This is a genomic window from Saliniferula longa (assembly GCF_050789285.1).
Taxonomy (GTDB): Bacteria; Pseudomonadota; Alphaproteobacteria; order Rhodobacterales; family Rhodobacteraceae; genus CAVPWP01.
The window spans coordinates 83,689-95,607 of record NZ_JBOUVX010000004.1; the positions used below are offsets into that span (position 1 = coordinate 83,689).

The following is an 11,919-nucleotide window of genomic DNA, read 5'->3' on the forward strand; positions in this document are numbered from 1 at the left end:
GATACCGCCTCAAGAGAAAGACAGTTGCCATGGTCGCGCTTTTGAACGCTCTTCGCAAGGTCACCATCCGCACCGCCGCCGTTCTGGGGGTTATCGCGCTTGCTGCCTGCGAGACGGCAAGCGTCGGTGGCGGCCCCTCGATCAACACGCGCGCGCCGGTGACGGTCGCGCTGCTGGTCCCGGCCAGCGGCGGGGACAGCGGCGGCACACTTGCGGCCAGCATCGAGAACGCCGCGCGGCTTGCCGTCGGCGACCTGCAGGGGGCCGAGATCGACCTGCGCGTCTATGACACGGGCGGAAGCCCCGCGCTGGCCGCACAAGTGGCGCAGCAGGCCGTGAACGACGGTGCCAAGATCATCCTTGGACCTGTCTTCGCCGAAGCCGCGAACGCCGCCGGCGTCGCCGTGGCGTCGCGCGGGATCAACGTGCTGTCGCTCTCGAACAACCCCGCCATCGCGGGTGGGAACGTCTTCGTCCTGGGCCAGACCTTCGGGAACACGGCCGAGCGGCTGGTGCGTTATGCCAATGCGCAGGGCAAGGGAGACATCTTCATCGTCCATGGCCGCGACACCGCCGAAACCCTGGGCCGCGACGCCATCCAAGGGGCAATCCTTGCCTCGGGCGCACGGCTGGCGGGCACCGCGTCGTTCGACCTGTCACAGCAGGGCGTGATCAACGCCATCCCGGGCATCGCAAGCCAGGTCGACCTGTCGAACGCGACATCGGTCTTCCTGACCTCGGGCACCGCAGGCGCGCTGCCCTTCCTGGCGGACCTTCTGCCCGAGAACGGCGTGAACCCGGCCGAGGTGCAGTACATCGGCCTTCAGCGGTTCGACATCCCGTCGAGCGCCCTGTCGCTGACCGGGCTTCAGGGCGGCTGGTTCGCCCTTCCCGATCCCGCGACAGCGGCGCAGTTCCAGGCCCGCTATGCGGCGGCCTACGGCGCGCCGCCGCATCCGCTGGCGGCCCTTGCCTATGACGGGATCGCGGCGATCGGCGCGCTGATCGCCACCGGCCAGTCCGACGCGCTGACCGCAAGCGCGCTGACCCGCCCGGGCGGCTTCGTCGGCGCCAACGGCATCTTCCGACTGACGACGACGGGCACGAACGAGCGCGGCCTGGCCGTGGCGCAGGTGCAGAACAACCAGGTGATCGTGATTGACCCCGCCCCGAGAAGCTTTGGCGGCGCCGGCTTCTGAGCCGCCCGCCTCCCACAGCGCCGCAGGGACACCTGCCAACCTCATCGCCGACGCAAAGCGCATCTTCGACGCGGATGCGGTGAACGCCGCCATCGCGGAAGCCGTCGACGCCTCGGGCGGCGACCACCCGAAGATCCGCGTCGGGGCGGTCCGGGTCCTCAAGGCCGCGCTGGCCGAAGGCCGCGAAACCATCGCCGAGGCCTTCCGGCTGCGTCCGCTGGCCTCGCGCGAGGCGGCGTCGGCCTATTGCTATCTGACCGACTGCATCGTGAGGACGGTCTTCGAAACGGCGTGCCGGCATCTTCACCCGGTGACCAACCCGACCCAATCCCAGCGCATCGCCCTTGTCGCCCTTGGCGGCTACGGACGCGCGCAGATGGCACCGTTCTCGGATGTCGATCTGCTGTTCCTCACGCCCTACAAGATCACTGCCTGGGCCGAGAGCGTCATCGAATCGATGCTCTACATCCTGTGGGACCTGCATCTGAAGGTCGGCCACTCAAGCCGCACGGTGAAGGACTGTCTGCGGCTGGCGCGCGAGGATTACACGATCCGCACCTCGCTTCTGGAAACGCGCTATCTGGAAGGCGATGCCGCGCTTTTCGACGAGTTGCGCAAGCGGCTGTGGTCGGACGTCTTCAAGGGCACCGGCTCGGACTTCATCGAAGCCAAGCTTCAGGAGCGCCTCGAACGCCACGAAAAGCAGGGCGGCCAGCGCTATGTGGTCGAGCCCAACGTGAAGGAGGGCAAGGGGGGGCTGCGCGATCTTCAGACGCTGTTCTGGATCGCGAAATACGTCTATCGCGTCACCGATTCCTCTGACCTTGTCACCAAGGGCATGCTCACGCAGGGCGAATACGACCGCTTCATCGCGGCCGAGACCTTCCTCATGGCGGTGCGCTGCCACTTGCATCTGATCTCGGACCGGGCGGTCGAGCAGTTGACCTTCGACCTTCAGGTCGCTGTGGCCGAGCGCATGGGCTATCGCGACCGCGGCGGGCGCCGCGCCGTCGAGTATTTCATGCAGGACTATTTCCGCCACGCCACGCAGGTGGGCGAATTGACCCGGATCTTCCTGACCGCGCTTGAGGCCAAGCACGCCAAGAAAGCCCCCAGCCTTGTCGGGTTCTTCCGCCGCAAGAAGCAGGTCAAGGCCGGCTACAAGATCGTTCACAACCGCCTTGCGATCGAGGACGAGCGCGCGTTCCTGGCCGACAAGCTGAACCTGCTTGCGATCTTCGAAGAAGCGCTGCGCACCGGCTACCTGATCCACCCCGACGCCATGCGCCTGATCTCGGCAAATCTCGACATGATCGACGACGAGATGCGCGCCACGCCCGAAGCGAACCGCATCTTCCTTGACCTGATGCTGAAGCACGGTAACCCCGAGCGGGCGCTGCGCCGGATGAACGAGCTTGGCGTGCTGGCGGCCTTTCTGCCCGAATTCGCGCCGATCGTCGCGATGATGCAGTTCAACATGTACCACCACTACACGGTGGACGAGCACATCATCCAATGCATCAAGACGCTGGCGCAGATCGAGCGGGGCGAACTGGTCGAGGAACTGCCGGTGGCCAGCCGCATCCTGCAGAACGATGTGAACCGGCGGGTGCTTTACGTCGCGCTTCTGCTTCACGACATCGGCAAGGGCCGGACCGAGGATCATTCGGTCGTGGGCGCGCGCATCGCGCGCAAGGTCGCCCCGCGGCTTGGCCTGAAGAAGGACGAAGCCGAGACGGTCGAGTGGCTTGTGCGCTATCACCTCCTGATGTCGGACATGGCGCAGAAGCGTGACATCGCCGACCCGCGCACCGTGCGCGACTTCGCCAAGGCGGTGCGGACGACCAAGCGACTGGACCTGCTGACGGTGTTGACGGTCTGCGACATCCGCGGCGTTGGCCCCGGCGTCTGGAACAACTGGAAAGCCCAGCTTCTGCGCACGCTTTACCGCCAGACGTGGAACGCGCTTGATACCGGCCTGGAGGCCGTCAACCGCGAAACGCGCGAGGACGAGGCCAAGCGCGAGTTGCGCGAAGCGCTGGCCGAATGGCCAGCGAAAGAACTGCGGGCCGAGGTGGCCCGCCATTACGGCCCCTACTGGCAGGGCATGCCCGGCGAGGCCCACGTGGTCTTCGCCCGCCTTCTGCGCGACATCGGCAACGACGAGGTTCGGATCGACCTTCTGCTTGACCAGGACCGGGACGCCACGCGCATCTGCTTTGCCCTGGCCGACCACCCCGGCATCTTTTCGCGCCTTGCGGGCGCGCTGGCCCTGGCTGGGGCCAACGTGGTCGACGCACGCACCTATACGTCGAAGGACGGCTGGGCCACGGCGGTGTTCTGGGTGCAGGACGCCGACGGACACCCGTTCGAGGCGTCGCGCCACGAGCGGCTCAAGACGATGATCGGGCGCACGCTGAAGGGCGAGGTCATCGCCTCGAAGGCGCTTGTGGGTCGCGACAAGATGAAGAAGCGGGAACGCGCCTTTACCGTGAACACCTCGATCACCTTCGACAACGACGGGTCCGAGATCTACACGATCATCGAGGTCGATACCCGCGACCGGCCCGGCCTGCTTTACGACCTGACCAAGACGCTGGCCGACGCGAACGTCTATATCGCCTCGGCGGTGATCGCGACCTATGGCGAACAGGTGGTCGACACCTTCTACGTCAAGGACATGTTCGGCCTGAAATTCCATGCCGTGCCGCGCCAGAAGCAACTCGAGCGCAAGCTGAGAGAGGCGATCGCGCGCGGCAGTGAACGGGCACGGGCCTGATGCAGCCCATCCGCCTTGTGGCAGGCATCCTGACGGTCGGGGTCTGGACGCTTCTGAGCCGCGTCCTGGGCTTCGTCCGGGATATCCTGATCGCCGCCTATCTGGGATCGGGTCCGGTTGCCGAGGCCTTCGTTGTCGCCTTCGCCCTTCCGAACATGTTCCGACGGCTTTTTGCCGAAGGCGCCTTCAACATGGCGTTCGTCCCCATGTTCTCGAAGAAGCTCGAGGCCGACGAAGACCCTCTTGGCTTCGCGCAGGACGCCTTCTCGGGCATGTTCTTCATCCTTACCATTGTAACGGTTGCGGGCATCGTGCTGATGCCGGCGCTTGTCCTGTTGATGGCGTCGGGATTTGCGGGCGATGAACGGTTTGACCTTGCCGTCGAGTATGGTCGGGTCGCATTTCCCTATATCCTGCTGATTTCGCTCACCGCGCTTCTGTCCGGTGTGCTTAACGCCAGCGGACGGTTTCTGGCCGCAGCTGCGGCGCCGGTGCTTCTCAACGCCGTCTTCATCCTGGCGATCATCGTTGCGGCCGGCCTGGGACGACCGGTCGGGGACGCGCTTGGGATGTCGATCGATGCCGCGCTTGGACTGCGCGTCGGCGATACGCTCGCGCTGTCGGTGCCGCTTGCCGGCCTGGTGCAGCTGGTCCTGGTGTGGTGGGCGGCCGCGCGTGCGGGCTTCAAGCTGAAGATTGGCGTGCCCCGCTTGACGCCCGAACTCCGGCGGCTGGCCATCATCGCGGCCCCCGCCGCACTGGCGGGCGGGGTCGTGCAGATCAACCTTCTTATCGGTCGGCAGGTGGCCAGCTTCTTCGACGGCGCGATCGTCTGGCTCAACATCGCCGACAGGCTGTACCAGCTTCCGCTTGGCGTGGTGGGCATTGCCATCGGGGTCGTGCTCTTGCCTGACCTGTCGCGCCGCCTGCGCGCCGACGACACGTCCGGGGGGCGCTATGCCTTCAACCGCGCGGCCGAGATCTCGCTGATGCTGACGATCCCCGCCGCCGTTGCTCTGGTGGCCATCCCGACCGCGCTGGTCTCGGTCCTGTTCGAGCGCGGCGCCTTCACCGCCGAGGACACCGCGGCGACTGCCGCGGCGCTTGCGGTCTATGGCCTGGGCCTGCCGGCCTTCGTGCTGCAGAAGGTTCTTCAGCCGCTCTACTTCGCGCGCGAAAACACCCGCACCCCGTTCTACTATGCGCTCGTCTCGATGGTGGTGAATGCGGGTTTGGCCATCGGTCTTGCGCCGGTCATCGGCTTTCTCGCCGCGGCCATCGGCACCACGCTGGCGGCCTGGGCGATGGTCTTCCAGCTGTGGCGCGGCTCGCGGAGCATGGGCGCCGCCGCCGAGCTTGACGACCGGCTGAAACGGCGGGTGATGCGCATTCTGGGCGCGGCCCTTCTGATGGGGGCGATCATTTATGGGGCGCAGCTTTTGCTTCAGCCCGTGCTCTACGGCGGGCGCGAACGCTATCTGGGGCTGCTTGCGCTGGTCTTGATCGGGGCGGTCAGCTACTTCGCAATCGGGCGGTTGATCGGGGCGCTCTCGCTGGCCGAAATCCGGACGGCGATCCGCCGTCAGCGCTGACGCAGACGCTCGCGCACGTGATGCCAGCCGCCGGGGCTGACGACGAAGGACAGAAGGAACCCCGCGACAAACCCGGCGACTTCGGCCACCCAGTCCAACCCCGATCCGAACAGAAGCCCGAAGACCAGCTGCACCAAGAGCAGGATCGCGATCAGCGAGAACGCCCGGTACTGCGGCGCCCCCGCCTGCCCCAGCCGCACCCACAGGATGAAGGTAAAGGCGCCGATCAGGCCATAGACGGCCGGATAGCCGCCCAGAAGCGGCGTGTTGGCGCTGGTCAGCAGCGCGAAGACCAGCGCCCCGATAATGGCCGCGCCGAAGAAGACGACAAGGAACGCCCAGGTCCCGAAGACCTCGCCCACCATCTTTCCCAGAGCCAGAAGGAACACGAGGACCAGAAGCAGATGCGTGAAGCCCAGGTGCAGGAAGGGGTAGGTCACGAAGCGCGCCATCTCGGACAGAGGAAACTGCCCGGTCTCCATCATGTAGCGGAAGACCGACCCGAAGAAGGCATGGTCACGGATCGCGTTCAGCCGCCAGCCCACCGCCTCGGGCCCGCCGATGAACCCGCGCGCCCCGGCCTCGAACAGGATCTCGACCCCGAACATGACCAGCGCCAGCGCCACCACCACGGGCGGCACGGCATTGAAAGGCGAGGCATTGTGGTCACCGCTCATCGTCGGGCCTTTCTTGACGGGCTTTCCCGCCACCGTTAAGCGACCCAGACACGGAAATCCACCATGGGAGTCGGCAATGACAACGGCGGCGTTCACCCCGCGCGTCTTTTCGGGCATCCAGCCTTCGGGCGGGCTGACACTGGGCAACTACCTTGGCGCGCTCAAGCGTTTCGTCGAGATGCAGGATGCCGGCACCCACGAGACGATCTATTGCCTTGTCGACCTGCACGCGATCACCGTCTGGCAGGACCCCGCGAAGCTGGCCCACAACACGCGCGAACTGGCCGCGGCCTTCATCGCCTGCGGAATCGACCCGGAACGGTCCATCCTGTTCAACCAAAGCCAGGTCCCCGAGCACGCGCAGCTTGGCTGGATCTTCAATTGCGTGGCACGCATGGGCTGGATGGGCCGCATGACCCAGTGGAAGGACAAGGCCGGCAAGAACGCCGAGAACGCCTCGCTTGGCCTGTTCGGCTATCCGGCGCTGATGGCGGCCGACATCCTTGTCTATCACGCGACGCATGTTCCGGTGGGCGAGGATCAGAAGCAGCACCTGGAACTGACGCGCGACATCGCGGCGAAGTTCAACCACGACTACGGCACCGACTTCTTCCCGCTGACCGAGCCGGTGATCGAAGGCGTGGCCACCCGCGTGATGTCGCTGCGCGACGGATCGAAGAAGATGTCGAAGTCCGACCCGTCGGACATGAGCCGCATCAACATGACCGACAACGCAGACGCCATCGCCCAGAAGATCCGCAAGGCCCGCACCGACCCCGAACCCCTGCCCGACAACGAGGCGGCGCTTGAAGGCCGGCCCGAGGCGCGCAACCTCGTCAACATCTACGCCGCCCTCAGCGAGCAGGAGTTGCCGACCGTCCTTGCCGAAGTGGGTGGCAAGCCGTTTTCCGAGTTCAAGCCGATGCTGGCCGACCTTGCCGTCGCCAAGCTGTCGCCGATCTCGGGCGAGATGGCGCGGCTGATGAAGGACACCGCCGAAATCGACCGCATCCTGTCGCGCGGGGCCGAGCGCGCGCGGGGGGTGGCCGCGCCGATCATCGATCGGACCTACGAGATCGTCGGCCTCGTCCGATAGGGCCCTTCGCGCCTTGCGCCGGTCTGCCGGTCTGCCGGTCTGCCGGGTTGCCGGTCCGTCGCGTCACAAAAGGGATTCAGACTCGGCCCAATACAAGGGTGCAACGGGCATCCCCGCCATTGCACAGCGCCGGCCGGGCCTTCCGCCTCGTCCCCAAGCAGGGTGCGCTCTCCCGCGCACCGTGGCCCGGCCGGACAGCCACCTCGATGGGTGATCCCCCGAACTGTGCGCAAATGCACGCTTTCCCCGCGACCGGGGCTCTTTTTCCGCACGTCATTAAGGCGCACCTTTCCGGCGAAAGGAGCGTCACATGACCTATACCATCGCCGCAGGTGCCCGAATCGGGCACGTCCATCTGAAGGTTGCGAACCTCGACCGCGCGATCGCCTTCTACCGTGATGCGCTTGGCTTCGAGCTTCAGCAGAAACACGGCACCCAGGCCGCCTTCTTGTCAGCCGGTGGCTATCACCATCACATCGGCCTCAACACCTGGCAAAGCAAGGGCGGCACGCCGCCCGCACCGCATCACACCGGCCTCTTTCATACGGCGATCCTTTACCCCGACCGCGCCTCGCTTGCGCGCGCGCTGAAGCGGCTGGTAGAGGCAGGCATACCGCTGGAAGGGGCGTCCGACCACGGGGTGAGCGAAGCGATCTACCTGCGCGATCCCGACGGCAACGGGATCGAACTTTACCGCGACCGCGATCCCGCTGACTGGCCGCGACGGCCCGATGGGGAACTGGCGATGGTGACCGAACCGCTCGACCTGCGCGGGCTGCTGGCCGAGGCGGAATAACGTCTGGACTTCTGACCTATCCGCGCCTACCGTCGCCGCCGAATGTCGACGGCGCGAGGAGGGGCCGATGGCGACCGGCACGAACATCCGCACCTATTTCGACGGGCGCTGGCACGACGGCGACGCGATGATCATGCGTGCCGCCGACCACGGATCTTGGCTGGGCACGACGGTCTTCGACGGCGCGCGCCGCTTCGAGGGCGTGGCCCCGGACCTTGAGGCGCATTGCGCGCGGGTGAACCGTTCGGCCGAGGCGCTGATGATCACGCCGACGGTGGCGACCAAGGACATGGTCGACATCGTGCGGGAAGGTCTGGCGTCCTATCCCAGGGACGCGGCCATCTACATCCGTCCGATGTACTGGGCGATCGAAGGCGGCGATCTGGGGATCGTGCCCAAACCGGGTGCGACCGGCTTCGCGATCAGCCTTGAAGAAATCCCGATGGCGCCGCCCACCACCGTCACGACACTGACGACGACGCGATTCCGCAGACCGGTTCTCGAGGATGCGGTTGTGAACGCGAAGGCCGGCTGCCTTTATCCCAACAACGCGCGGATGCTGGCCGAGGCCCGCGCGAAGGGCTATGGCAATGCGCTGGTCACCGACGCACTGGGCAACGTGGCCGAAACCGCAAGCGCCAATGTCTTCATGGTCGTCGACGGCGAAGTCTTCACGCCGATCGCGAACGGCACCTTCCTGGCCGGTATCACCCGTGCGCGCCACATCGCGAACCTGCGCGCCGACGGGATCGCGGTGCACGAGACGGTCCTGACCTTCGACGACTTCCGCAAGGCCGACGAGGTTTTCCTGTCGGGGAACATGATGAAGGTCACTGCGGTGCGCGAATTCGACGGCACGCATTACCAGCCCGGCCCGATCACCAAGCGGGTGCGCGAACTTTACTGGGACTGGGCGCTTTCCGAGCGTTGAGAGGGGCGCTCTTCGTGCTAGGCTTCGCCTTCGGCACGCAGGGAGGGCACGATGCAGCTTGGCGCGTTTTCCATCAGCCTTTCGGTCCGCGACATCAAACGGTCGCGTGCCTTCTACGAAACTCTCGGCTTCACTCCGGTCGGCGGGGACGAGGCGCAGAACTGGCTGATCCTTCGGAATGGCCACGCCACCATCGGCCTGTTCACGGGCATGTTCGAAGGCAACCTTCTGACCTTCAATCCGGGATGGTCGCCCGAGGCCGCGCCGCTGTCGGACTTTGACGACGTGCGCGAGATCGAGGCGCGGCTCAAGACGGCCGGCATTTCCATCATCTCGGACGCTGAAGCAGGCGACGGTCCGGCGCACTTCGTCATCGAGGACCCGGACGGGAACCGCATTCTCGTCGACCAGCACGTCCCGCGACCCTCGCGGCGATGACAGATCATCACGGAAACGTTGCGCCGCCGTCCGACCGACGGCATCATCGCGCGACCGCAGAGGAAACATCATGCGCAAGTTCCTAGTCGTTCTTGACGACAGCCGTGAATGCCTGAACGCGATGCGCTTCGCAGCCATGCGTGCGGCGCGCACCGGAGGGGGCGTGCAGATCCTTTCGGTGATCCCGCCCGAGGAGTTCCAGCACTGGATCGGCGTGGGCGAGATCATGCGCGAGGAAGCCCGTGAAAGGATCGTCGCCCATTTCGAAGTCTTCGCCAAATGGATGCGGGATCGCCAGAACGTGAACCCCGAACTGATCATCCGCGAAGGTGAACCCGTGCCCGAGATCCTTGCCCAGGTCCGCGAGGATCCCGAGATCGGCGTTCTGGTTCTGGGCGCCGGCAGCGACAAGAACGGCCCCGGCCCGCTTGTCTCGCAACTGACGCGAAGCGCGGGCAGCCTCCCCGTTCCGATCACCATCGTGCCGGGCGAGTTGTCGAAGGAGCGGCTCGAAGCCGTGACCTGAACCGGTTTAGAATCGTTCCAAACCTTGACACATCTCGGCGCGAGACGCATATCCACGATCAAACAGGAGCGCGCGCCATGTTCATCCAGACCGAATCCACGCCCAATCCGGCGACGTTGAAGTTTCTTCCTGGTCTGACCGTTCTTGAAACCGGCACCGCCGACTTTCCGTCCGCCGACACCGCGGGAACCTCGCCGCTTGCGCAGCGTCTCTTCTCGGTCGGCGGGGTGTCCGGCGTCTTCTTCGGCAGCGACTTCGTCACCGTCACCAAGGGCGACGGCGTGGAATGGGACCATATCAAGCCCGCCCTGCTGGGCGCGATCATGGAGCATTTCCAGTCCGGCGCGCCCGTGCTCGAAGGCGAGGGCGGCGGATCGGCCGGGCATGCGTCGCACGATGGGCCGGACGCCGACATCGTCAACCAGATCAAGGAACTTCTGGACACGCGCGTGCGCCCGGCCGTGGCGCAGGACGGCGGCGACATCACCTTCCACGGGTTCGATCGCGGCATCGTCTATCTGCACATGCAGGGCGCCTGCGCGGGCTGCCCGTCGTCGACGCTGACGCTCAAGATGGGCATCGAGAACCTTCTGCGCCACTACATTCCCGAAGTGGTCGAGGTGCGCCCCGTCGCCGCGTGATGGGCGACAGACCTTCCTTTCTTGTCGCCTTCGACACATCGGCCGCGCATTGCGCGGCCGCCGTCGTTCTGGATGGCGCTATCGCGGCCACGCGTTTTGAAGAGATGGGGCGCGGTCAGGCCGAACGGCTGATGCCGCTTCTCGACGAGATGCTGCGTGCCGAAGGGCTTGCCTGGGCAGAGATCGCGGGGATCGGCGTCGGGATCGGGCCGGGGAACTTCACCGGGACGCGCATTTCGGTCGCGACGGCGCGGGGTCTTGCCCTTGCGCTGGGCATCCCGGCGGTCGGCATCTCGGCCTTCGAGATCATGCGCGAGGGGACCGAGGACGCAGGTGCGCTGCCGCCGCAGGTGGTCAGCGTCGAGGCGCCGCGCGGGCTGGCCTATGTGCAGACGTTCCGCGATGGCCGAGCCGATGGCGCGCCGCAGGTGATCGACCCCGACGCCGTCTCCCAGATGCCGGGATTGACCGCGGGCGCTGTGGTCGTCGGGTTCCGCGCCGCCGAGATCGCGCGCGCCCTTGGCGTGGATCACCGCGCCGGCGGAGCCGAGGGCGTCCCTGCCCGTCTTGCCCACGCCGCGCACCGGGCCTTCGCACGCGGCATCGACCCCGCCACCCGCCCCGCGCCGCTTTATGTGCGCCCTGCGGATGCAGCCCCCGCGCGCGACGCGCCGCCCGTGATCCTGCCGTCCGGGATCGGCCCATGGGCGATCCCGAAGTGACCGCCGAGGACCTTGCAAGGGTCCATGCCCAGGCGATGGACAGCGGACCGGCGTGGAGCGCGGCGGACTTCGCCGGCCTTCTTGCCGCGCCCGGGGTCTTCGCACTGGGCGACGACCGGGGCGTCGCCCTTGGACGGGTGGCGGCGGACGAGGCGGAACTTCTGACGATCGCCGTCCTTCCCGGGCATCGCGGCGCCGGCGTTGGGCGGTCGCTCCTGGCGGCGTTCGAAACCGAAGCCGCCCGCGCCGGGGCCCGGGTCGCCTTTCTGGAGGTCGCCGCCGACAACCATGCCGCCCGCGCGCTTTACACCCGCGGGGGCTATGTCGAAACCGGCCGCCGCAAGGGCTATTACCGCCTGCCGGAGGGTGGCCGGACCGACGCGCTGACCATGACGCGGGCACTTCATCCCTGATCCATGGAATTGCGGCCGAACGCCAAGACGGCCGCCAAAAAGTCTATTGACCCTCCCCTGACCGTGCTGCCTTATCTGAACATGATCTGGCGTGGATCGAGTCTCATGC

At 66.4% G+C, this 11,919-nt stretch carries 12 protein-coding genes; 11 read left to right on the forward strand and 1 reads right to left on the reverse strand.

Going from position 1 to position 11,919, the window contains the following annotated elements:
* Nucleotides 1-29: 29 nt before the first annotated feature.
* Genes ACRDNQ_RS16805 through murJ form a run of 3 tightly spaced genes read left to right on the forward strand, consistent with a single transcriptional unit; the run spans nt 30 to nt 5,570 of the window.
* Nucleotides 30-1,199: a penicillin-binding protein activator gene (locus tag ACRDNQ_RS16805; RefSeq protein ID WP_431829868.1), complete on the forward strand. Its 1,170-nt coding sequence runs from the start codon at nt 30-32 to the stop codon at nt 1,197-1,199.
* Complete coding sequence (locus ACRDNQ_RS16810; protein WP_431829869.1) at nt 1,159-3,978, forward strand: [protein-PII] uridylyltransferase; 2,820 nt, start codon at nt 1,159-1,161, stop codon at nt 3,976-3,978. Before ACRDNQ_RS16805 ends, ACRDNQ_RS16810 begins: the two co-directional genes overlap by 41 nt.
* The gene (murJ, locus tag ACRDNQ_RS16815) at nt 3,978-5,570 is read left to right on the forward strand and encodes a murein biosynthesis integral membrane protein MurJ (RefSeq protein WP_431829870.1); all 1,593 of its coding nucleotides are present in this window, start codon (nt 3,978-3,980) and stop codon (nt 5,568-5,570) included. Before ACRDNQ_RS16810 ends, murJ begins: the two co-directional genes overlap by 1 nt.
* Here murJ and ACRDNQ_RS16820 read toward each other — a convergent pair.
* Nucleotides 5,561-6,247 carry a rhomboid family intramembrane serine protease gene (locus ACRDNQ_RS16820; RefSeq protein ID WP_431829871.1) on the reverse strand — a complete coding sequence of 229 codons (687 nt, stop codon included), beginning with the start codon at nt 6,245-6,247 and terminating at the stop codon, nt 5,561-5,563. The genes murJ and ACRDNQ_RS16820 overlap by 10 nt on opposite strands.
* Before the next feature lie 76 nt (nt 6,248-6,323).
* Between ACRDNQ_RS16820 and trpS the strand changes: the two genes are divergently transcribed.
* From trpS to ACRDNQ_RS16860, 8 genes are all read left to right on the forward strand, one after another.
* Nucleotides 6,324-7,343, forward strand: coding sequence for a tryptophan--tRNA ligase (trpS, locus tag ACRDNQ_RS16825; protein WP_431829872.1), 1,020 nt, complete (start codon nt 6,324-6,326; stop codon nt 7,341-7,343).
* A 310-nt stretch (nt 7,344-7,653) separates the two neighbouring features.
* Nucleotides 7,654-8,139, forward strand: a complete 486-nt coding sequence (locus ACRDNQ_RS16830) for a VOC family protein (protein ID WP_431829873.1) — start codon at nt 7,654-7,656, stop codon at nt 8,137-8,139.
* A gap of 67 nt (nt 8,140-8,206) precedes the next feature.
* Nucleotides 8,207-9,070, forward strand: coding sequence for a branched-chain amino acid aminotransferase (locus ACRDNQ_RS16835; protein WP_431829874.1), 864 nt, complete (start codon nt 8,207-8,209; stop codon nt 9,068-9,070).
* A gap of 51 nt (nt 9,071-9,121) precedes the next feature.
* Entirely contained in the window at nt 9,122-9,508 is a 387-nt protein-coding gene (locus tag ACRDNQ_RS16840) for a VOC family protein (RefSeq protein ID WP_431829875.1), read from the forward strand.
* 70 nt (nt 9,509-9,578) lie between these two features.
* Nucleotides 9,579-10,034, forward strand: a complete 456-nt coding sequence (locus ACRDNQ_RS16845; protein ID WP_431829876.1) for a universal stress protein — start codon at nt 9,579-9,581, stop codon at nt 10,032-10,034.
* Between the two features lie 77 nt (nt 10,035-10,111).
* Nucleotides 10,112-10,675, forward strand: coding sequence for a NifU family protein (locus ACRDNQ_RS16850; protein ID WP_431829877.1), 564 nt, complete (start codon nt 10,112-10,114; stop codon nt 10,673-10,675).
* Nucleotides 10,675-11,397: a tRNA (adenosine(37)-N6)-threonylcarbamoyltransferase complex dimerization subunit type 1 TsaB gene (gene tsaB / locus ACRDNQ_RS16855; RefSeq protein ID WP_431829878.1), complete on the forward strand. Its 723-nt coding sequence runs from the start codon at nt 10,675-10,677 to the stop codon at nt 11,395-11,397. Before ACRDNQ_RS16850 ends, tsaB begins: the two co-directional genes overlap by 1 nt.
* On the forward strand, nt 11,379-11,810 hold the full coding sequence (locus ACRDNQ_RS16860) for a GNAT family N-acetyltransferase (RefSeq protein ID WP_431829879.1): 432 nt from the start codon (nt 11,379-11,381) through the stop codon (nt 11,808-11,810). Before tsaB ends, ACRDNQ_RS16860 begins: the two co-directional genes overlap by 19 nt.
* The last annotated feature ends 109 nt before the right edge of the window (nt 11,811-11,919 follow it).